This is a genomic window from Pseudoalteromonas sp. Bsw20308 (assembly GCF_000310105.2).
GTDB lineage: Bacteria > Pseudomonadota > Gammaproteobacteria > Enterobacterales > Alteromonadaceae > Pseudoalteromonas > Pseudoalteromonas fuliginea.
Genome location: NZ_CP013138.1, coordinates 3,700,407 through 3,722,734 on the forward strand (window position 1 = coordinate 3,700,407; position 22,328 = coordinate 3,722,734).

General features: G+C 40.9%; 26 protein-coding genes and 1 rRNA gene. 4 read left to right on the forward strand and 23 right to left on the reverse strand.

Annotated features, from left to right (window positions below):
• Positions 1-262: 262 nt before the first annotated feature.
• The 19 genes from D172_RS16195 to D172_RS16285 all read right to left on the reverse strand — a co-directional run bounded on the left by D172_RS16195 (position 263) and on the right by D172_RS16285 (position 13,577).
• Positions 263-1,797, reverse strand: a 16S ribosomal RNA gene (locus D172_RS16195).
• A gap of 1,060 nt (positions 1,798-2,857) precedes the next feature.
• Positions 2,858-3,259 (reverse strand): 50S ribosomal protein L17, encoded by a 402-nt coding sequence (rplQ, locus tag D172_RS16200; protein ID WP_002959450.1) that lies wholly within the window; start codon positions 3,257-3,259, stop codon positions 2,858-2,860.
• 39 nt (positions 3,260-3,298) lie between these two features.
• Positions 3,299-4,285, reverse strand: a complete 987-nt coding sequence (locus D172_RS16205; RefSeq protein ID WP_002959452.1) for a DNA-directed RNA polymerase subunit alpha — start codon at positions 4,283-4,285, stop codon at positions 3,299-3,301.
• 24 nt (positions 4,286-4,309) lie between these two features.
• Entirely contained in the window at positions 4,310-4,930 is a 621-nt protein-coding gene (gene rpsD / locus D172_RS16210; protein ID WP_002959461.1) for a 30S ribosomal protein S4, read from the reverse strand.
• A 21-nt stretch (positions 4,931-4,951) separates the two neighbouring features.
• Positions 4,952-5,338 carry a 30S ribosomal protein S11 gene (gene rpsK / locus D172_RS16215; RefSeq protein WP_002959471.1) on the reverse strand — a complete coding sequence of 129 codons (387 nt, stop codon included), beginning with the start codon at positions 5,336-5,338 and terminating at the stop codon, positions 4,952-4,954.
• 12 nt (positions 5,339-5,350) lie between these two features.
• Positions 5,351-5,707, reverse strand: a complete 357-nt coding sequence (rpsM, locus tag D172_RS16220; protein WP_002959473.1) for a 30S ribosomal protein S13 — start codon at positions 5,705-5,707, stop codon at positions 5,351-5,353.
• 125 nt (positions 5,708-5,832) lie between these two features.
• Complete coding sequence (gene rpmJ, locus D172_RS16225; RefSeq protein WP_002959476.1) at positions 5,833-5,946, reverse strand: 50S ribosomal protein L36; 114 nt, start codon at positions 5,944-5,946, stop codon at positions 5,833-5,835.
• A 22-nt stretch (positions 5,947-5,968) separates the two neighbouring features.
• Positions 5,969-7,297 carry a preprotein translocase subunit SecY gene (secY, locus tag D172_RS16230; protein WP_007376464.1) on the reverse strand — a complete coding sequence of 443 codons (1,329 nt, stop codon included), beginning with the start codon at positions 7,295-7,297 and terminating at the stop codon, positions 5,969-5,971.
• A 10-nt stretch (positions 7,298-7,307) separates the two neighbouring features.
• Positions 7,308-7,742: a 50S ribosomal protein L15 gene (gene rplO / locus D172_RS16235; protein ID WP_002959480.1), complete on the reverse strand. Its 435-nt coding sequence runs from the start codon at positions 7,740-7,742 to the stop codon at positions 7,308-7,310.
• A gap of 4 nt (positions 7,743-7,746) precedes the next feature.
• Positions 7,747-7,929: a 50S ribosomal protein L30 gene (gene rpmD, locus D172_RS16240; protein ID WP_002959482.1), complete on the reverse strand. Its 183-nt coding sequence runs from the start codon at positions 7,927-7,929 to the stop codon at positions 7,747-7,749.
• Positions 7,930-7,931: 2 nt separating this feature from the next.
• The gene (gene rpsE, locus D172_RS16245; protein WP_002959485.1) at positions 7,932-8,438 is read right to left on the reverse strand and encodes a 30S ribosomal protein S5; all 507 of its coding nucleotides are present in this window, start codon (positions 8,436-8,438) and stop codon (positions 7,932-7,934) included.
• A gap of 9 nt (positions 8,439-8,447) precedes the next feature.
• Entirely contained in the window at positions 8,448-8,798 is a 351-nt protein-coding gene (gene rplR, locus D172_RS16250) for a 50S ribosomal protein L18 (protein WP_002959486.1), read from the reverse strand.
• A 9-nt stretch (positions 8,799-8,807) separates the two neighbouring features.
• Positions 8,808-9,341: a 50S ribosomal protein L6 gene (rplF, locus tag D172_RS16255; RefSeq protein ID WP_007376463.1), complete on the reverse strand. Its 534-nt coding sequence runs from the start codon at positions 9,339-9,341 to the stop codon at positions 8,808-8,810.
• 13 nt (positions 9,342-9,354) lie between these two features.
• Positions 9,355-9,747: a 30S ribosomal protein S8 gene (gene rpsH, locus D172_RS16260; protein WP_007376462.1), complete on the reverse strand. Its 393-nt coding sequence runs from the start codon at positions 9,745-9,747 to the stop codon at positions 9,355-9,357.
• A gap of 21 nt (positions 9,748-9,768) precedes the next feature.
• Entirely contained in the window at positions 9,769-10,074 is a 306-nt protein-coding gene (gene rpsN, locus D172_RS16265; RefSeq protein ID WP_033016334.1) for a 30S ribosomal protein S14, read from the reverse strand.
• A 10-nt stretch (positions 10,075-10,084) separates the two neighbouring features.
• Positions 10,085-10,624 (reverse strand): 50S ribosomal protein L5, encoded by a 540-nt coding sequence (gene rplE / locus D172_RS16270; RefSeq protein ID WP_024610257.1) that lies wholly within the window; start codon positions 10,622-10,624, stop codon positions 10,085-10,087.
• A 16-nt stretch (positions 10,625-10,640) separates the two neighbouring features.
• Positions 10,641-10,955, reverse strand: a complete 315-nt coding sequence (gene rplX, locus D172_RS16275; RefSeq protein ID WP_002959496.1) for a 50S ribosomal protein L24 — start codon at positions 10,953-10,955, stop codon at positions 10,641-10,643.
• Positions 10,956-10,965: 10 nt separating this feature from the next.
• Positions 10,966-11,334: a 50S ribosomal protein L14 gene (rplN, locus tag D172_RS16280; RefSeq protein ID WP_002959498.1), complete on the reverse strand. Its 369-nt coding sequence runs from the start codon at positions 11,332-11,334 to the stop codon at positions 10,966-10,968.
• Between the two features lie 272 nt (positions 11,335-11,606).
• A complete protein-coding gene (locus D172_RS16285) occupies positions 11,607-13,577 on the reverse strand; it encodes an AsmA family protein (RefSeq protein WP_058230564.1) in 1,971 nt (656 codons plus the stop codon).
• 232 nt (positions 13,578-13,809) lie between these two features.
• Here D172_RS16285 and D172_RS16290 point away from each other — a divergent pair, with 232 nt between their 5' ends.
• The 4 genes from D172_RS16290 (at position 13,810) to D172_RS16305 (ending at position 16,722) form a co-directional block, all read left to right on the forward strand.
• Positions 13,810-14,229 carry a hypothetical protein gene (locus D172_RS16290; RefSeq protein ID WP_002959502.1) on the forward strand — a complete coding sequence of 140 codons (420 nt, stop codon included), beginning with the start codon at positions 13,810-13,812 and terminating at the stop codon, positions 14,227-14,229.
• Between the two features lie 8 nt (positions 14,230-14,237).
• On the forward strand, positions 14,238-14,438 hold the full coding sequence (locus D172_RS16295) for a helix-turn-helix transcriptional regulator (protein WP_002959505.1): 201 nt from the start codon (positions 14,238-14,240) through the stop codon (positions 14,436-14,438).
• Positions 14,439-14,593: 155 nt separating this feature from the next.
• On the forward strand, positions 14,594-15,757 hold the full coding sequence (locus tag D172_RS16300) for a hypothetical protein (protein ID WP_033023362.1): 1,164 nt from the start codon (positions 14,594-14,596) through the stop codon (positions 15,755-15,757).
• Positions 15,758-16,035: 278 nt separating this feature from the next.
• Positions 16,036-16,722 (forward strand): TorF family putative porin, encoded by a 687-nt coding sequence (locus tag D172_RS16305; RefSeq protein ID WP_033023360.1) that lies wholly within the window; start codon positions 16,036-16,038, stop codon positions 16,720-16,722.
• 61 nt (positions 16,723-16,783) lie between these two features.
• Here D172_RS16305 and D172_RS16310 read toward each other — a convergent pair whose 3' ends face one another.
• From D172_RS16310 to D172_RS16325, 4 genes are all read right to left on the reverse strand, one after another.
• Positions 16,784-17,107 carry a Bor/Iss family lipoprotein gene (locus D172_RS16310; RefSeq protein ID WP_007376456.1) on the reverse strand — a complete coding sequence of 108 codons (324 nt, stop codon included), beginning with the start codon at positions 17,105-17,107 and terminating at the stop codon, positions 16,784-16,786.
• Positions 17,104-17,415, reverse strand: coding sequence for a Bor family protein (locus D172_RS16315; protein WP_007376455.1), 312 nt, complete (start codon positions 17,413-17,415; stop codon positions 17,104-17,106). Before D172_RS16315 ends, D172_RS16310 begins: the two co-directional genes overlap by 4 nt.
• Before the next feature lie 261 nt (positions 17,416-17,676).
• A complete protein-coding gene (locus D172_RS16320) occupies positions 17,677-21,252 on the reverse strand; it encodes an ABC transporter permease/M1 family aminopeptidase (protein WP_007376454.1) in 3,576 nt (1,191 codons plus the stop codon).
• Between the two features lie 11 nt (positions 21,253-21,263).
• Positions 21,264-22,142: an ABC transporter ATP-binding protein gene (locus D172_RS16325; protein ID WP_007376453.1), complete on the reverse strand. Its 879-nt coding sequence runs from the start codon at positions 22,140-22,142 to the stop codon at positions 21,264-21,266.
• Between the last annotated feature and the right edge of the window lie 186 nt (positions 22,143-22,328).

Sequence of the window (22,328 nt, forward strand, 5' to 3'; positions counted from 1 at the left end):
ACTTCGCCAGAAGTCAATATTGAATACTAAAGTAGATACCAATCAATTAACTCATAAGAGTTAACTAAATGGCACTCAATGGTACTGCTACCATTGTTTTTTTACTTTTGAAAACTCTTGATAAATACAATGTATTCATCAGAATTTTATTATCAGCTTTTCCAAATTTTTAAAGAGCATATTAATTAGTTATCCCAAAGGGACAAGCACTAATTAACAATCATCTGTGTGGACACTACGAACAAATAAGTTCTAAATCGTATAAGGAGGTGATCCAGCCCCAGGTTCCCCTAGGGCTACCTTGTTACGACTTCACCCCAGTCATGAATCACTCCGTGGTAAACGTCCTCCCGAGGGTTAGACTATCTACTTCTGGAGCAACCCACTCCCATGGTGTGACGGGCGGTGTGTACAAGGCCCGGGAACGTATCACCGCGTCATTCTGATACGCGATTACTAGCGATTCCGACTTCATGGAGTCGAGTTGCAGACTCCAATCCGGACTACGACGCACTTTAAGTGATTCGCTTACCTTCGCAGGTTCGCAGCACTCTGTATGCGCCATTGTAGCACGTGTGTAGCCCTACACGTAAGGGCCATGATGACTTGACGTCGTCCCCACCTTCCTCCGGTTTATCACCGGCAGTCTCCTTAGAGTTCTCAGCATTACCTGCTAGCAACTAAGGATAGGGGTTGCGCTCGTTGCGGGACTTAACCCAACATCTCACAACACGAGCTGACGACAGCCATGCAGCACCTGTATCAGAGTTCCCGAAGGCACCAAACCATCTCTGGTAAGTTCTCTGTATGTCAAGTGTAGGTAAGGTTCTTCGCGTTGCATCGAATTAAACCACATGCTCCACCGCTTGTGCGGGCCCCCGTCAATTCATTTGAGTTTTAACCTTGCGGCCGTACTCCCCAGGCGGTCTACTTAATGCGTTAGCTTTGAAAAACAGAACCGAGGCTCCGAGCTTCTAGTAGACATCGTTTACGGCGTGGACTACCGGGGTATCTAATCCCGTTTGCTCCCCACGCTTTCGTACATGAGCGTCAGTGTTGACCCAGGTGGCTGCCTTCGCCATCGGTATTCCTTCAGATCTCTACGCATTTCACCGCTACACCTGAAATTCTACCACCCTCTATCACACTCTAGTTTGCCAGTTCGAAATGCAGTTCCCAGGTTGAGCCCGGGGCTTTCACATCTCGCTTAACAAACCGCCTGCGTACGCTTTACGCCCAGTAATTCCGATTAACGCTCGCACCCTCCGTATTACCGCGGCTGCTGGCACGGAGTTAGCCGGTGCTTCTTCTGTCAGTAACGTCACAGCTAGCAGGTATTAACTACTAACCTTTCCTCCTGACTGAAAGTGCTTTACAACCCGAAGGCCTTCTTCACACACGCGGCATGGCTGCATCAGGCTTGCGCCCATTGTGCAATATTCCCCACTGCTGCCTCCCGTAGGAGTCTGGGCCGTGTCTCAGTCCCAGTGTGGCTGATCATCCTCTCAAACCAGCTAGGGATCGTCGCCTTGGTGAGCCATTACCTCACCAACTAGCTAATCCCACTTGGGCCAATCTAAAGGCGAGAGCCGAAGCCCCCTTTGGTCCGTAGACATTATGCGGTATTAGCAGTCGTTTCCAACTGTTGTCCCCCACCTCAAGGCATGTTCCCAAGCATTACTCACCCGTCCGCCGCTCGTCAGCAAAGTAGCAAGCTACTCTCTGTTACCGCTCGACTTGCATGTGTTAGGCCTGCCGCCAGCGTTCAATCTGAGCCATGATCAAACTCTTCAATTAAAAAGTTTTATGTCTTTCGACAGCTCAATGAATTCTGAATTTTTTAATATCTTTCGATATTGAATTGACTGTGCCGAATAATTACCGAAATAACTATTCTGTTGGTCACTCAGTTTTCAATTGAGACTCTAATTTTTTTGCCTCGTTACTTGCTCAATAAAGAACGAAGTAGCTTGGCTGTTAGAACTCAATCTGTACGAGTGCCCACACAGATGATTGCTTTATATTGTTAAAGAACGTTTTGAGTCGCTTTAGCGTCTCAAGGGATGCGAATAATACACCCTTTATTTTTCGAGTCAATACTTAGTTTTAAACTTTCTTTTGGAAGATTTAAAACCGAAGTTTTATTTAACTCTCTGAGTAGTTCGTGCCTCGCTATGCGTTGGCCTTTCCCGTCTCAGTGGGGTCGCATTATAGGGAGATCCGAAAACAGATCAACCCTTTTTTGAAGAAAACTTGAAATAATGTGCTGTTCGCTGACTATTTGAGCTAAGCGGTCAAAAACAACACTAAACAGTGTGTCTTTACTAGTTTATATAGCTAGTTAATGTAAAAACGAGTATTAAAAGCCATAATCACCCTTTCGAAATGGGATCCATTCGAATCCTATTCATTAATAAATGATCTATACCGCTACACAAAGTTCAAATTGCTTCTTGATAAGGAGTAACAATTAGATAAGGCAAATACAAAAAGCATTCTTGAATTGACTTGCTATGCTCTACGTGAATTTAGTTCGGTTTAAAAAATGGAACTATTTAAGTCTGTGGCCGTTGAGGCTCAATAGAAAGTGTAAGATGTTAAATATCAGCTAAATTTAGTGTTTGCTCATTTATTTATTATGAAGCCAATTCAATTAGCCGTCTTGAGTTTAAAAAAGTCATTAGGATAGTTAATAAACCACTCTTGATGAAAAGATATCGCTGATAAAAGTTTTAAATGAATCCATATAAGCTTATAAAATAGGAACTTTAGGAAGAAATATTCTGTTGGAGGGGACTTAATAAATTTTAGGCAAGAAAAAGCCGAGCATTGCTCGGCTTTTAGGTTTCTTTAAGACTTACTCTGCAGACTGTGCGTCTTCTTGAACTGCTTCGCTAGTCGCTGGGCGACCAACTAGTTCAATATAAGCCATTGGTGCATTATCACCAGTACGGAAGCCACACTTAAGAATACGAGTGTAACCACCTGGACGATCTGCATTACGCGGACCGATTTCACTGAATAATTTACCAACAACTTCATTATCACGCGTGCGAGCAAACGCTAAACGGCGATTTGCTACACTGTCAGTCTTAGCCAGTGTGATTAAAGGTTCAATTACACGACGTAACTCTTTCGCTTTAGGCAAAGTAGTTTTGATGATTTCATGTTTCACCAAAGAACCTGCCATATTGCTAAACATCGCTTTACGATGGCTACTGTTACGGTTTAATTGACGACCACTCTTACGATGGCGCATGACCCTATCCTTCTAACTAAACTAATATAGTGATTTAGATTATTCAGCTAAACTTGCAGGCGGCCAATTTTCTAGGCGCATGCCCAGAGAAAGACCACGTGAAGCTAGCACGTCTTTAATTTCAGTTAGAGACTTCTTACCTAGATTAGGCGTTTTAAGAAGCTCAACTTCAGTGCGCTGAACTAAATCACCAATATATTGAATTTGCTCGGCTTTCAAACAATTTGCTGAGCGTACTGTTAGTTCAAGATCATCAACTGGACGAAGTAGAATAGGATCGAATTCTGGCTTCTCTTCTTTCTCTTCTGGCTCAGTTACATCGCGTAAATCTACGAATGCATCTAATTGCTCAGCTAAGATAGTAGACGCACGGCGGATCGCTTCTTCTGGATCTAAAGTGCCGTTTGTTTCCATATCAATGATTAATTTGTCTAAATCTGTACGTTGCTCAACTCGAGCTGATTCAACCGAGTACGCAATACGTTCAACTGGGCTAAATGATGCATCAAGCAACAATCTACCAATTGGACGCTCATCGTCATCAGAGGATAAACGACTAGATGCCGGCACATAACCACGACCACGTTCAACACGAATACGCATGCTGATCTCGCTGTTATTTGTAGTTAAATTACAAATAACGTGATCTGGATTAGCAATTGTTACATCGCCATCGTGCTGAATATCAGCCGCAGTAACAGGGCCTACACCAGATTTAGTCAGGGTCAGAAAAACTTCATCTTTGCCTTCTAACGTTACTGCTAAACCTTTAAGGTTTAATAGTATTTCAATGATGTCTTCTTGAACGCCTTCTTTCGCGCTGTACTCATGTAATACACCGTCGATTTCAACTTCAGTTACTGCACATCCAGGCATAGATGAAAGTAATATACGGCGTAAAGCATTACCCAGAGTATGGCCAAAGCCTCGCTCTAATGGTTCTAAAACTATTTTAGAACGCGTTGGGTTGATAGCGTCGATGTCGACTAACCTTGGTTTTAGAAATTCTGTAACAGAACCCTGCATTTTATCCTCTCTTAACTCTTAACTTTACTTAGAGTAAAGTTCGACGATTAGTTGTTCATTAATGTCCGCAGACAGGTCTGAACGCTCAGGTAGACGCTTAAAGCTGCCTTCCAATTTCTTACCGTCAACTTCAACCCAAGTCGGCTTTTCACGTTGCTCAGCCAACTCTAGAGCAGCGATGATGCGTGCTTGTGTCTTAGACTTCTCACGGATTACAACAGTATCTTCTGGTGTAATTACGTATGAAGGAATGTTCACAACACGACCATTAACTAAAATCGCTTTATGGCTTACTAACTGACGTGCTTCTGCACGTGTGCTAGCAAAACCCATGCGATATACAACATTGTCTAAACGTTGCTCTAAAAGCTGTAACAAGTTTTCACCTGTGTTGCCTTTAAGGCGAGCAGCTTCTTTGTAGTAGTTACGGAATTGCTTTTCTAATACACCGTAGATACGACGTACTTTTTGCTTTTCACGTAATTGTAAACCGTAATCAGATAAGCGACCTTTACGAGCGCCGTGCTGACCAGGTGCAGTCTCAAGTTTACACTTAGAGTCGATAGCTCTTACGCCGCTCTTAAGGAACAGGTCAGTACCTTCACGACGACTCAGCTTGAGCTTAGGGCCCAAATATCTTGCCATGTTATTTCTCCTAACCTATTGTTAAACGCGACGTTTCTTCGGTGGACGACAACCATTATGTGGTATTGGCGTCACGTCAGTAATGTTGGTAATACGGTAACCAGCAGCATTCAAAGCACGTACAGCAGATTCACGACCTGGACCTGGACCTTTGATGAAAACTTCTAGATTCTTTAAACCGTATTCTTGAGCAGCAGTACCTGCACGCTCTGCAGCAACCTGAGCAGCAAATGGTGTAGATTTACGTGAACCACGGAAACCTGAACCACCGGCAGTAGCCCATGATAATGCATTACCTTGACGGTCGGTAATCGTTACAATAGTGTTGTTGAAAGACGCATGAACATGAGCCATACCATCAGCAACTTGTTTTTTAACCTTTTTACGACGAATTGGTGTCTTAGCCATAATACTATCCCCTTATCGCTTAATAGGCTTACGAGGACCCTTACGGGTGCGCGCGTTAGTCTTAGTTCTTTGACCACGTAGTGGTAAAGAGCGACGGTGACGTAGGCCACGATAACAACCAAGGTCCATTAGGCGCTTGATATTTAAAGTAACTTCACGACGAAGATCACCTTCAACAGTGTACTTGCCAACTGCATCACGCAGTACGTCAAGAATTTCGTCTGAAAGTTCACCGATTTTTGTGGTTTCGGCGATACCAGTCGCTTCTAAGATAGCCTTAGAGCGAGTCTTACCTATGCCATAAATAGCTGTTAAACCAATAACTGCATGTTTATGATCAGGGACGTTAATGCCAGCAATACGGGCCACTAACACATCTCCTATATTCGAATTTGGTAATCATAAGTTTGAAAAGCCCGTAAGGATACTCAAACGAAGACCAAATTACTACTAAAAACACAGGCCGAGAAAACTCAGCCTGCACGACTGTTTACTTAGCCTTGCCTTTGCTTATGCTTAGGCTCACTGCAAATTACGCGTACTACACCAGCACGTTTAATAACTTTACAGTTACGGCATATTTTCTTAACGGAAGCACGTACTTTCATTGCTCAACTCCGTAAACTGACCTTATCGACCGTAGCCTTTAAGGTTCGCTTTTTTCAGCACAGAATCATACTGATGAGACATCAGGTGAGTCTGTACTTGTGCCATAAAGTCCATGATTACAACAACGATAATCAAAATTGATGTACCGCCGAAATAGAATGGCGTTTGCCATGCCATAGTCATGAATTCAGGCACCAGACAGATAAAGGTTATATACAAAGCACCTGCCAATGTCAGGCGTGTCATCACTTTATCAATGTATTTAGATGTCTGCTCACCTGGTCGAATACCTGGGATAAATGCGCCAGATTTCTTAAGGTTGTCTGCAGTTTCACGCGGGTTAAACACCAACGCTGTATAGAAAAAGCAGAAGAAGATAATAGCCGCAGCTAAAACAAGTGAGTACAACGGTTGACCTGGAGTCAGCGTAGTAGCAACAGCTTGTAATACATCAGCGACCGGACCTTCACCTTGGCCGAACCAGCTTGCAATTGTACCAGGGAACAGAATTATACTGCTAGCGAAGATTGGTGGAATAACACCCGCCATATTTACTTTTAGTGGTAAATGCGTGCTTTGAGCAGCAAATACTTGACGACCTTGTTGGCGCTTTGCGTAGTTAACAACAATACGACGTTGTCCACGTTCAAAAAACACTACAAGATAAGTAACAGCGAATACGATTACCGCAACCATCAACAGTACAAAAACATTCAAATCACCTTGGCGCGCCATTTCGACTGTCGAACCAATAGCAGACGGCAAGTTAGCTACAATACCAACAAATATTAGAACAGAAATACCGTTGCCGATACCACGTTCTGTTATCTGTTCACCCAACCACATAAGGAACATAGTACCAGTTACTAAACTCACCACTGCGGTGAAATAGAAACCCATACCAGGGTTAACTACTAACCCCTCCATCATGCCCGGTAAGCTAGTAGCAATACCGATTGATTGAATAGTAGCTAGCACAAGCGTGCCATAGCGTGTGTACTGGCTAATTTTTTTACGCCCTTGTTCACCTTCTTTCTTAAGCTCTATAAACGGAGGATACATATGCGTTAATAGTTGCGTAATAATCGAAGCCGAAATATACGGCATAATACCCAGTGCTAACACTGAAGCTCGCTCAAGTGCACCACCACTGAACATGTTGAACATTTCAACAATGGTGCCCTTTTGTTGCTCGAAGAAATCGGCAAGTACAGCGGCGTCAATCCCAGGGATCGGCACAAATGAACCTAGACGGTAAATTATGATAGCACCCAATACGAAGAGTAATCGGCGCTTCAATTCCGAAAGTCCACTTTGTGCACTTTGTGTATCTTGACCTGGTTTAGCCATTAGTACTTCCTTAGTCTTCTACCTTGCCTCCGGCAGCTTCAATTGCTTCGCGAGCACCTTTAGAGGCTTTAAGGCCTTTAACGGTAACAGCGCGTGAAACTTCGCCAGATTTAACAACTTTAACGAAAAGAACGTTCTTTTTAACTAGACCAGCTGCTTGTAACGCGCTTAGGTCTACCACATCGCCTTCTACTTTAGCGATTTCAAAAAGGTTTATTTCTGCAGATACTAAAGATTTGCGAGAAGTGAAACCAAATTTTGGTAGACGACGTTGCATAGGCATTTGACCGCCTTCAAAACCAACGCGTACTTTACCGCCAGAACGTGACTTTTGACCTTTGTGACCACGACCACCAGTCTTACCTAGACCAGAACCGATACCACGACCAACACGTTTTGGAGCAGTTTTTGAACCTGCAGCAGGTGAAAGTGTATTCAAATGCATCGAATTAACCCTCTACCTTAACCATGTAAGAAACCTTGTTTATCATACCACGTACACATGCTGTGTCTTCTAACTCAACAGTGTGGTTGATACGACGTAAACCAAGACCGCGTAATGTAGCTTTATGTTTCGGTAAACGACCGATAGAGCTTTTTACTTGTGTTACTTTTACAGTTTGATTTGCCATGGTTACCCCAGAATTTCGTCTACGCGAAGGCCACGTTTTGCAGCGATAGACTGTGGAGAATTCATATTCTCAAGAGCCGAAATCGTTGCACGTACCACGTTGATCGGGTTAGTAGAACCGTAACATTTAGAAAGTACGTTCTGCACACCAGTAACTTCTAGTACTGCACGCATAGCACCACCTGCGATGATACCAGTACCTTCAGATGCTGGTTTCATGAACACTAGTGAGCCAGCATGACGTCCCTTAACAGGATGCTGTAATGTATTGCCATTTAGGTCTACGTTAATCATGTTGCGACGTGCCTTTTCCATTGCTTTTTGAATAGCAGCTGGAACTTCACGTGCTTTACCATAACCAAAACCTACTTTACCTGCGCCGTCACCAACTACAGTTAGTGCAGTAAAGCTAAAGATACGACCACCTTTAACTACTTTAGACACACGGTTTACCGCGATTAGCTTTTCAGCTAGATCAGGCTGTTGTTGCTTTGCTTCTACGTTAGCCATTGTCTACTCCTAGAATTGCAAACCGGCTTCACGCGCAGCATCAGCTAGCGCCTTCACACGGCCGTGATATTTAAAGCCACTGCGATCAAAAGCAATCTTTTCGATGCCTTTGTCAGCCGCACGTTCAGCAACCGCTTTGCCAACTGCTTGCGCAGCTTCAACGTTACCGGTGCCTTTAACTGTTTCGCTAATAGCCTTTTCAACAGTAGAAGCAGCAGCCAGTACATTACCCTCAGCATTTACTACTTGAGCATATATGTGACGTGGCGTGCGGTGGATAACAAGACGCGTTGTGCCTTGTTCAATATAATTTCTACGAGTGCGTTTAGCACGACGTAGACGAGCTGTTTTTTTATCCATCGTCTTACCTTACTTCTTCTTAGCCTCTTTACGGCGTACATTCTCATCTGAATAACGAACACCCTTACCTTTATAAGGCTCAGGTTTACGGTATGCACGAATGTTAGCAGCTGTTTGACCAACTAACTGCTTATCTACGCCCTTAACTAGAACTTCTGTTTGGCTTGGAGTTTCAATCGTAATTCCTTCAGGAACTGCGAAATTAACTGGGTGTGAGAAACCAAGTGTTAAGTCTAAAACTTTACCCTTAGCTGCTGCACGGTAACCAACGCCTACTAACTGAAGTTTCTTCTCGTAACCTTCATGCGTACCAACAACCATGTTGTTGATTAGAGCACGAGCAGTACCTGCTTGAGCCCATGCATTAGCTACGCCATCACGAGGTAAAGTTGTAATAACGTTGTCATTAACTTGTACTTCAACAGCGTTGTTGATAGTACGAGTTAGTTCACCGTTTTTGCCTTTAACTGTGATTTCCTGGCCTTTTAATGTAACTTCTACACCGGCAGGAACAGTAATTGGTGCCTTTGCTATGCGAGACATAGTTCCCCTCCGATTAAGCTACAAAACCAATGATTTCACCACCAACACCAGCACTACGTGCTGTGCGGTCTGTCATTAGGCCTTTAGAAGTTGATACGATAGCGATACCAAGACCACCCATTACCTTAGGTAATTGGTCACGTTTCTTATAGATACGTAAACCAGGGCGACTTACACGCTGGATATTTTCAATTACAGCTTTGCCTTCGAAGTACTTTAACTCGATAGAAAGCTCAGGTTTCGCTTCACTGTTAACAGCGAAATCTACGATGTAACCTTCGTCTTTTAGTACTTTAGCTAATGCTACTTTCAGCTTTGAAGTTGGCATCGTTACAGATACTTTCTTCGCTGATTGACCATTACGGATACGTGTAAACAAATCCGCGATAGGATCTTGCAAGCTCATAGTCTTACTCCCATGATTCTATTACCAGCTAGCCTTTTTAAGGCCAGGAATTTCACCGCGCATAGCTGCTTCGCGAACTTTAATACGGCTCATGCCGAATTTGCGAAGGTAACCATGTGGGCGGCCCGTAATGTTACAACGATTACGTTGACGTACAGGGCTAGAATCACGAGGTAAAGCTTGTAGCTTAAGAACCGCGTCCCAACGATCATCTTCAGATGTGTTAACATCTGTGATGATAGCTTTTAGTGCTGTACGCTTTTCAGCGAATTGAGCAACTAGTTTTGTGCGCTTAGCTTCGCGCGCTTTCATAGAATTCTTTGCCATAACCCTACCCTTATTTCTTAAATGGGAAGTTAAACGCTTCTAACAACGCACGGCCTTCCTCATCAGATTTCGCAGAAGTAGTGATAGTAATATCCATACCGCGTACACGGTCTACTTTATCGTAATCGATTTCTGGGAAGATGATTTGTTCACGTACGCCCATGCTGTAGTTACCACGTCCATCAAAAGACTTAGCACTTACGCCACGGAAGTCACGAATACGTGGGATAGCGATTGATACCAAACGCTCAAAAAAGTCCCACATACGCTCGCCGCGTAGGGTTACTTTACAACCAATTGGGTAACCTTCACGCACTTTGAAGCCAGCAACAGATTTGCGTGCTTTAGTGATTAGAGGTTTCTGACCAGAGATTGCTGCAAGATCAGCTACTGCGTGATCTAAAATCTTCTTGTCAGCTAGGGCTTCGCCCACGCCCATATTCAATGTGATCTTTTCGATCTGAGGGACTTGCATGACAGAGCTGAAACCAAACTTCTCTTGAAGTTCAGCAACTACTTTGTCTTTATATACTTCATGCAGTTTCGCCATCATTCTACTCCAACTATTAGATAGTTTTACCAGTAGATTTAAAGATACGTAATTTCTTACCATCTTCAATCTTGAAACCTACACGATCAGCTTTACTCGTTTCCGAGTTGAAGATCGCAACGTTTGATGCATCCATAGATGCTTCTTTCTCAACAATACCGCCAGCTTGGTTCAATTGTGGAACCGGCTTTTGGTGTTTCTTGATCAAGTTTATGCCTTCGACAAAGATTCGACCAGATTCAGTAACAACTGAAAGCACTTTTCCGCGCTTACCTTTGTCTTTACCTGCTAGTACGATTACTTCGTCATCACGACGTATTTTTGCTGCCATGATTGGCTCCTTACAGTACTTCTGGGGCTAGTGAAACGATTTTCATGAACTTATCATTACGAAGTTCGCGAGTCACAGGGCCGAAAATACGTGTACCAATTGGCTGTAAGTTATCATTTAAGATAACAGCAGCGTTGCTGTCAAAACGGATCAGAGAACCATCTGGACGGCGAACACCTTTTCTGGTACGCACAACTACCGCGTTTTTAACATCACCTTTCTTCACTTTACCGCGAGGAATAGCTTCTTTAACAGAAACTTTAATGATGTCGCCAATCGCTGCGTAGCGACGGTGTGAACCACCAAGGACTTTTATACACTGCACTTTGCGAGCGCCGCTGTTATCAGCAACTTCCAGCTGAGTTTGCATTTGGATCATGTTAATGACCTCCGGTGTAGTAATTACAACGTGTCTTAAATTTGTTTAAAATCAAGACATTTCGATTAAATCCCACTCAAAAACAAACGAGTTGTCTCTTAAGGGCGGGCAATTGTACCAGCATTGAGGGGGTAGCGATAGGTTATTTTTTAATTAATTTGGAGTGATGGGAAATTAAAGCTGAGCAATTCCGGCTATGTAGCTATTTTACAGGTGGTTACAAAACAAACAAGGCACCTGTAATGTGCCTTGTTTGTTTAGAGCGCAATAAATTAACCAAATAAACCTTTTAATTTATCTTTAATCTTATCTTTTGCTTTTTCTTTTGCCTTTTCTTTTACCTCATCGACCTTTTGCTTAGCTTCATCTTTGAGCGCACTGCCAACGTCAAGCTTTATACCTACATCGTGGAAAGGGCCTTTTATGCGCAGTGGTATTTTAAAGCCTGTACTGTCATCAGTCGTTCCCTGTCCTTCAATCGATCCAACTATGCCTGTAACCAAACGGTAGTTAACCGTTGTTTGGGGTAAATCAACATCGCCTTCACCTGATATTCTAATAAGTGGGCTGATAAGTGATAGGTCGGTATTTTTGCCAACACCATTAGTAAAGTTGAAGCTTCCCGTTAGTGCAGAGAAATCTGTTTGCTCTGATTCTTCAAACCCAGTATCTAACCCTTCAGATGCTGCACCAAAGTTTCCTGAAATAAGCTCCTTACCTTTACGTACCATTTCAGCTATATTCGCGCCTTTTACAGCGCCATCAGCAAACTCAAACCCAAGTTTTCCGTTAAGCGCACCAATAAACGACTTTTGACTTTGGCCAGTTGTGCTTAGGTTCCAATTTAAAGAACCCTTACCCATTAGCTTGTCAAAACCTGCCGCATCCGCTAATAAAGGCTGTGCATCTATACCAGCTAAGTCAAAGTTAGTTGATATTTTATAAGGCACTTGTTGTGCGTTTACATTGATAACGCCTTTACCTGACCCTTCATAAGCAGAAAAGCTATCTAGGCTTAGTTTTGCAACGCTATTTTTTAAAGCAACAGTAAATTGATTTGCGCCCAACTTAATATCATTAGCTTTTAATCCACTTGAACGAATTACTACATTCGCATCTAGTGAATTTAACGCACTTAAATCAATTTTAGTGTCATCCCATACTATTGGCTCTGCAGGTTTATCTTCTTGCTCTACTGACTCTTCCTGTTTTGCTACTGCTTCAGGTAGGTACGGGTTTAAATCAAGCATACCTAAATCAATATCAGCATTTACAGCTAAACGCTTACCTAGGTTAAGCTCGCTCTTACCTTTTATTTCCAATGCGTCTAACGTCGCAGCTAAATCTTCTAAATTAAATTTCTCACCTGCTAGGTGCATTTTACCGTTTACACTAAATGCATTAAAAGCATTGTCTTTAGCGTCTAACTCTACACCTTGCCATTTCGCAATACTTTTAACAGACTCACCGCTTAGTGCTAACTGACCTTTAATATCTTTGCCTTGCTTAGCGATGCTCCCTTCGAACGTTAAATCAACTAAACGAGAATCTAAGGTTTGTTTAACATTAAAAGTAGCACCTTCAATTGCTTTAGCTGGAGTATCTAATTTTATATCAAGCTCAAAACGCTCCTGCATATAAGTAATACCCCCTTTTACTTCTAATGTTTTACGAAGTGATGGAAGTAAAATAGCGAGTTCTAAATCACTAATCTGTTGCTTAGCACCTGTTTGCCCATCTAGATAGGTAAATGTGCCGCCATAAATAGCAACCTCACCTAACTCAATATCAAAGTTATCTGGAAGCTTTATTGCTTCACCTGATTGGCTTTGCTCTTTAGGTTGCTCTGCAACTGCATCAAACAACTGCCAATTAGCTTTACCATTTTTGTCGGTTTCTAATAGGATATTTGGTTCGTTTATAACAAACTTATCTAATTTAAACTCACCACCAAATAATGAAAACCAAGGTATATGTACAGCAAGCTGTTTCATACTCGCCATGTCGGCGCGCGAACCTGATCCCATATTTGCAAAATGCACGTCGTTAAGTTCTAACTTTAATGCAGGGAATACGCTAAGTGTTTTATCACCTTTAATAGTAAGAGTGCGCCCAATTGTTTGTTCTACCTGCTGCGATACTTTATTAAAAATAGTATCAGTAGGAATTAAAAACGGTGCGGCAACAATTAGTGCTATACATAATAAAAGTATTACACCTACAATTTTAAGTAAGGTTTTCATGATCGTCCTTTCAAACGTGCAAATAATGTTCTTATCATAGCGAGTGTTAGCTTTAAAATCATTGTCGTTCTGATAAAAAAGCTTTTTATTAGATATTACATTCCCATCCTGAATCGCCCCTGAAACATTTTGATACCTTTAGGTTACAAATAAATATTGACCCAATGAAACCTTAAGGTTACATTGATACCTACAGGTTACATATTGTAAAAATTTTAAAAGGAAATGAGCTATGTCTAATTACGATATTAAAAGTGAAGAAAAATTTATGGGCCAAAATGCATGGTTTTCATTATTCATGGGGGTCACTTTATTAATCATTAGTGTTTACCCAATGCTTAATCAAACATCAGCCCCACTATTGTTTTTAGGAACTGCTGCTTTTTTAGGTTCATTCTTTATGTTTGTGATCAGAGGCGGGTTTACATGGAGAATGAAATACCACCTTACATATAAAGATGAGTATTTAAATACCATCGACACTATTGCCTATAAACATGTCGTGCTTGGCTTACTTTTTAGTATGGGTGGCGTGTACTTACTCTCCGATACTCTTGCTTTAGAAGTATCTCACAGCATGATGGCTACATTTTACCTTGCTGTAATGAGTTTAATATACGGCGTATCAATTCTTTGGCAAAGCAAAGATTAGGAGCAAAAGTGCAAAATAAAATTGCAAAATACCGCAAAGAAGCAGGCCTTTCTCAACAAGACTTGGCTGATCTAATTGCGGTTTCACGTAAGACTATTAGTACAGTAGAAACGGCACGATTTACCCCTTCGGTAATAATTGCTCTAAAAATAGCAAAGCATTTTAATACCTCAGTTGAAAGTCTCTTTGTACTAGATAAAAATGATTGATACATGTTAAAACGTTGGTCTCATTCTATTAGCAAAAACGCCGATTTAGCTACTTCAATTACAACGTATGGAGGACAGCGCTGTTGTTATTGATGTAATTGCGCTAAAATAGACCAGCAAAAAAATATATATCTAATCCGGAGATTCTACAAGGCATGAAAAAACTGCTAATTTCACCGTCAAAAATGACGCTAGGCGAACAAGAAAATCAAATCTATCAGAACATTCTGAAGCAATCTTCAGAGTTAAGCCTTAACCTTATGGCCGTGAAAGTAGAAAACCACCCTGATGATTTTTTACCTTGGTGTTACGAACTATTAAATGCAAGTAGAGATCGTATGAACTACGATTTACTAGAGCCGCAACAATTACCTATACTTAAGAAGCTACACGATCAGCTTATTTCAGCTATCAGCTTTTTACAGGTTAAAACTTTACGTATTGCTCCGTGGCCTGTTGTAAGTGTATTTGTAGAACAACACAAAGACGTTATTGCTCTTGATGAACAGCTTCGCTTAGTAGACTACATTAAAAGCATTCGTGAACAATCTCTTAAAGATATGATTCCTGAAGATTTACTTGCGTTTAGCGGTAAGCATATGGCGTCACTTGATCCAAGCACATACAACTTTGATGTTGAATGGTTTGCCTCAACTAAGAGTGCAAAAAGCTTTCATCAAATGCTTAGCGATTTACCAGGTGATTTTGATGCAGCTCTAGCAAACATCCCACTTGAAGGTGATATCACTCAATATGAATACCAGCAATTTGTTGCTGCTTACTCAAAAGTGTTTACCGACAACAATGAAAAACCAACGCTAGCCCCTGCAACTCGCTTGCTAGCAATGCGCCGCCCTGATTTATTTACTCCGATTACAAATAATCGATTAGATGCATTATGTGGCGCTCTTGGAGTTCCAAAACTTAAAAATAGTGATTTTGAGCGTTACTGGCAAGATATCGTTAAAGGTATTCAAGCTATGTCGTGGTATAAAATGGCTAATGCAAGTAACGAACTAGAGGAACAGTTAGTTGCTATTAAAGCACTGATCCCATGTTTCTTTTATTATGCAGACACTAAAACACCTGACAGTTCAAACTACATCAAGTTACTTAGCAAGCCTAAGCGTAGTACAACAACGACAGGTAAAACTCAACGTAGAGGCAAAGAGTCTGCAGAAATTTTAGTAGACCGTGCTCTTGCTGCTGACGATATTCCTGAGCATATTCGCAGCAAACGTGACTCGATCATTAATGAAGTACAAAAAGGTCGAGGCGTTAACGAAACAATTAGTCTAATGCGTACTATTTTCGGCTAAATAAATCTAACCTAGCTGTACTTTAATGGTGCGGTTAGGTTAATTTATGCACCAGCAGCGTGCGAACACTTATTAAAATTACCTCAATAAAAAAACACCACTCCTTTGTAAGTCATTATTTTTAAAATATAAAAATACATTTTAAAATAAATAAAACCAAGCTGGCACACACAGTGCACCATCTCCCCAGTTAAACAATAAAAATGCATCCAGTTAAAAGGTTAAAGCAATACATAATAAAACCTTGGCATGCAAAAATCATATAACGGGAAATGGACATGCTCAAACTAAAAAAAACAATTGCGATTAGCACCATCGCATTAATGGCTGCAACATCGGTAATCTCAACATCAGTTCAAGCTGAAGTAACAGCAAATGCGGCAGCAACATCAAATTACTTATGGCGCGGCCAAGAGCAAACGGGTGGTGATGCGGCAATATCCGGTGGTATTGACTACGCTAATGAGTCTGGTTTTTATGCCGGTACTTGGGCTTCAAATGCATCTTGGGCTGACGAAATGACCTACGAGCTTGACTTATACGCAGGCTTCGGTGGCGACATTAACGAAAGTGTTAGTTACGATGTTGGTTATATTTATTACGCTTACCCAGACGCAGCTTCTGAAGCTGACGCAGATTTCTCTGAAATTTACGGTAGTATTAGTGTTGAAGGCTTCACGTTTGGCGCTTCAGTACTTGCAACATCAGCTGCAAGTGGTGACGGTACAGACTTTGGCGACTCACTTTACCTAACTGCTGATTATGGCTTTGCTGTCGGTAGTAACGGTACTGAAATGGCACTACATTTAGGTCATTACTCTGGTGATTTTATTGGTGACGACAATATCTTAGATTACGGTATATCTATTTCAAAAGACGGTTTTACTTTTGGTTTGTCTGATACAGATATAGATGATTCAGATATTAAAGCCTACGTAGCTTACTCTGTAGACTTTAACTTATAAAAAAGAATGTGTTACTTGCTGCAACACGAAGGGCCTTTTGGCCCTTTTCTCGTTTATAATATTACTTGAATGGCACCTTAGTACAACTCACTTCAACTGTTTTAGGGTACCAAGCCGGAGCAATTTGATTAACAGCCACCTCAGCCAAACCATTAGTAAACGATTTATACGTATGGACACTTTGCCATTCACCTTGTGGGCAATGAGTACTTAAATCTAACGGTTTAGATCCTTCATATAATGCAAGAGCAAAATTATGATGCCATTGTGAACTCTCTTGAGTTTTATTGCTCACGTTGTCTTGTACACCATTATCAAAGTAAATGTTCGTACATCCCGTTAATATAATCAGCATACAACTTGTTATTAGTGACTTAATACTCATAATGCCTCTCCCACTATTTCATCTTGGCACCATACTTTAATAGTGTGAGGTGCATATATACCAAGTGTAATTAAACTAAGTGCTCCATCACTAAACGTTTGTTGTGACTGCATTTGAGTCACTGATTTATCTACACATACTTTTTTCACATCAACGCGCTCTTCTCCAACCAATCCCCATAAAAAGAACGGTCGACTATCTTCATAACTCGCTTTGCTTGTTATTTTGGCTGCTTGCTGTGGCTGAATTGTCACCGCAGAGCAAGCAGTTAGACTTAGTACTAAAACGCTTATCATTAGCTGCTTCATGCTTATACCTTGTTGTTTACTCTTAATGGCAACAGTGTACAAAATAACTAGAGTTAAGTTCGTAAGAAGGTGTGGGGAAAATGTAGCGGTTTATACAAAAATTTATACAATTTTCTACAAAGTTTAGGATGAGGGCTGCTTACTAAATGAGTTTATATATAGTAAAAATAACTTTACTGTTAGCTATCAATAACCTCTTTCAATAGCTATAAAAATGCCAGTCAGTAAAACAACTGGCATTTTTTATACTGCACTTAAAAGCTAAAGTGCTTTAATATTATCGCCACTTTTCTTGTCAATTAACTTAATAAAAGGATCCACACCTGCAAATTTAGGTAATTCAGTTACCTTTAGTATAATGGTATTTACACCCGTTTTTATCTCGTGCTTTTGCATATAGATCACAGCACTTTCACTATGTATCTCATTCGGATCTGCGCTAAATAAAGCAACATCTATCATTTGCGCTAGCGGTACATCTTCTTCATTACCTTCGCCATCGGCATGCTTTTTCGCTGCAGCAATAGTCAATGTAATGATATGTTCCCCATCAGCAGATTCAGCCTCTTGCACATCAACATCACTGATTTTTAAATCATATAACGTAATGGCATTAAATTGATCTTCAATGAATGCTTGTTCTTGCTCACTCGCTCCTCGCTTTAGATAGGCAATAAAGTCTAACGTGGTTGGGTAAAACTCCTGCGCATATTGGTAATCTCGCAAAAACGCTCGCAAAGCGGCATTTACGCGCTGCTCACCTAACAAATCATGTATGGCCATCATTACCACGGCACCTTTGTTATAGTGGATATACTGCTGCCCTGCGGCGCGTGCAAGTGTACGTTCCTCATAAAGCTCTGTCGTGCGTCCTAATAAGTAACGATCAAGTTCATACTTTAAGAATTTACGAAGGTTGTTTTCACCATACTTTTCTTTCATCACCATGATAGCTGCATATTGCGATAGCATTTCAGATAAAATATTAGAGCCTTCGACATTCGCGCCAATCACTTGGTGCGCCCACCACTGGTGCGCCAATTCATGCGATGTTACATAGTAAGGAAAATTAATATTATCTGGGTCACGTGTATCTGTAATAAACCCCATATTTTCAGAATACGGTACTGTATTAGCAAAACTCTGCGCAAAACTACGATAGCGAGGAAACTCAATAATACGCATTTGCTTATGCTGATAAGGACCAAACTCTTTAGAGAAGTAATCTAAAGAATCTTTAGTCGACTGAATCATTGCATCTACATTCCAAGCATGATCTTTATGATGGTACACTTCAATGTTTACGCCATGATGCTGCTCTTTTTTCACCTCAAGTTCCATTGAGAGTAAAGTGTAAAAGTGCAACATAGGTGCATCCATTTCGTATACAAACGTGGTTCGGCCATTTTTAGTACTTTGTGATTGCAAGTAACCTGGAACCATCGCAATTTGCGACTCATCAGTGGAAATTGTGGCAGCAAAACTTACATAGTTATCTGCAAACAAAGGTTGATTATGATACTGCGTTTCTTCAATTTTATTGCCGCGTTTTAACTCTGGCAAACCCCTTTGACGACGCTCACTTTTATCTTGTATTTGCTTACCAAAGGAATAACCAAAACTCGGGAACAGTGCCGTGTTGTCAATAAAAGTACCGTTATACACAAGTCGCTCATCGCTTCCTCTATCTTCAAACCCTTCGGTATAACGCTCTACGCTCATTGTAATTTCGCGGCTTTCGTTTGGTTGCATGGGTTTAGTAAAATCTAACCAAGCATGACGATACTGCTCGTTTAACTCCCCAAGTTGCGCGCCATCCACCTCAACACTCCATTTATGAGTATTATCAGGCTTATTTACTAATACTCGCGTAATCGGTTGTTGCGATTTATTCTCTATCTGCATTATCACGGTAGCTGTAATACGACGTTCTTGAGGGTAGATATCAGCAGTAACAACAACATCCGTTGGAATAGGTAAAGCCGCATCTACAAACTGACCGAACTCACGCTCATACTGCTCTTGTAAGTCTTCATACTGTTCACTGGTTATAAATTGATTGAGAACCGTTGTGTTGTAGTAAATAAAACTTCCTACACCACCAAAAATAAGGGCACCACATACAATAACCGCTTTACCTGAATTGCCTAGCTGATAGCCTAACAACTGAACGCGTGCTTTTAAATTTTGCCCAGCTCCACGAGGCCAAAGCGCATAGCTAAGTGCAGCAATGATCATACTAAAACCTAGCCAGTATAAATTATACCAATGCACCGCAGTTAAAAAGTGGCCATAACCATTAATATCTGAATAAGGCGCCTCTGGTGTCCGACCTATTACAAACATATTATGCTCAAAACCATAGTTACTCATCACCAAAGTAGCGATAAAATACAGCACATATAATCCCATACCTACGTATTTATTTGGGCTAATTACTTGTAGTAAAAAGGCAAAACCACCTTGAAAGATAAGCCCGAGTACAAATAAATAACCGAGTCTAATTACATATTGTGCAATATCAAAGTTCGCCATACCCATCATCATTTGATAAAACAATGTCACCACGGAGCCAAATGCGCATAACAATAATAAAACAGCACTCAGCGCTACATATTTAGAGCCCCAGAACACCCAATTCGCAACAGGGTACGCATCGATAATGTCGGCCATTCTGGATTCACGATCATGCCATACAAGTTCACCACAATAGTAAACAAGTACTATCATCATCAATATGCCAAAGCTACCTTGAATAAGCTCAACCATTCTAAATGTGACTGGCCAAACATCAGTTCCGTATGGACCCATTGAGCCTACCAACGCTGGAATTAATGTCGCTAAAGATAAAATAAGTAAAATACCAAACGAATAGCTTTTTATAACTTGTTTGACTTCAAAAAAAGTACGCGTTAAAAATTGCGACCACGCATTATTTCCCGTCGCTTTTGCCGTTATATTAAACTTAAGTGCAGCTGCAAAATTAGTATTATTATTTTTACTCGCCTTGCCTTTCACTTTTTGCTTTTGAGCCAAATGATGAGATGTATTGAGTGCTGCAATTGCCAATGCTAGTAAGGCAACACCGACCCAAATTAACCTATTATGTAATAACTGATCAGTTAACGTAATTTCCATTACATTACGCTCTGCTATTGTCCAGTATTCCATCTGCATTCTCATTGCCGACATACCAAACATATCTAGGTAAGCTGAGATTTCACGATATTGGATATCAGAGAAAATATTAGATCCAACCAAATAGCTAATAAGCAGGGCAACAGCAACTAGATAGAGCGTTACCATGCTACGAAAGCGCATTGCCACAGCATTAATGAGCGATGAGACAACAAACAAAGAAGGAGCTGCAATATAAAAGAAAGGCACTAAATAATAACTTAGTTGGTTTTCACCTATCATTTCACTGTCTAACCAACCCATTAAGCTACCAAAACCACTGCCAACCCACACACCCAACATAGTGCTTGAAAACACTAATAGCGTGACTAAATAAGCCCCGATGAATCTCCCAGCTTTATACTGAACTATGTTCAGTGGCTTGCTCAAAACTAATTCGTTGAGTTTACTCACGTCATCACGAATAGCTGAGCTTCCAACAAAGTTGACCACTAAAAAAATAGCAAACACCGACATAATCGCAATAACTTGCAAAATTGCGTAAGGAGAATTTATATTTACATTGCTGCTTCCCCCTATTTGCACCGAGTCAGAAACCGATGCCATAAAAGTAAGAAAAAACAAGATAAGTGACGTGATATAGAAAGAGGGCTGACGCATAAAATAGCGCAGCTCAAATTGCATCATTTTAAACAACATAATCAGTATCCTTATGCTGCTTTATTGCGGTGTTGGTGCAATGTTGAAAAATAGACGTCTTCTAAATCAGCAGGCTTAGACTCAAACCCTTCTGGCGCATCGTCAGCAAACACACTGAGTAATGTTTGTCCTGCAAACAAACGCTTCGCTATTACCGGTAATGATTGTTCGAGTTCCAAAGCCTCGGCTTGACTCATTGCTTTGTGCCAAATTTTTCCCTGTAACGTATTCGTAAGCTCAATTGGGTTACCTTCAAGTAAAATTTGACCATTAGCTAATACGGCCATATTTGGGCAAAGCTCAGACACATCTTCAACTATATGCGTTGATAAAATCACCACTTTACTTTCACCTAAACCCACTAACAAATTATGAAAACGATTTCGCTCTTCAGGATCTAGACCTGCTGTTGGCTCATCTACAATGAGTAAATCAGGGTCGCCTAATAAAGCTTGTGCAATACCAAAACGTTGGCGCATACCGCCCGAGAAACCACTCACCGCATTTTTTCGATGATCATATAAATTAGTTTGCGCTAACAACCCTTCAACGGCCTCTTTACGTTCAGCCTTATTACTTAAACCTTTTAAAATCGCCATATGATCAAGTAAATCATAAGCACTAACACGCTGATAAACACCAAAGTCTTGCGGTAAATAACCTAAACGCTCACGCAAGCTTTTAGGGTGTGTTAACACATCAATACCATCAAATACAACGCTGCCACTATCGGCTGATTGCAGTGTAGCGATCGTTCGCATTAATGAAGATTTACCCGCACCATTAGGACCCAGTAAACCAAACATCCCTTTAGGGATATTTAAATCAACACCTTGTAGTGCATGTACGCCGTTATCGTAGGTTTTTGATAACCCTGTTATTGATAGCATTTTTACTTCCTTGAATATAAGTAATTATTTTTATAATGTTTTATACCACAAGAAAAATAGGAACATAAGCTACTTGCTGGTCAAATTTGTAACAACAAATAAACATAGTTTAAACTCATAATACTTGCTTGCACTGTATTCACTCGGTATAAAAACCACATATACTTTATATAAGAAGCGAAAAGC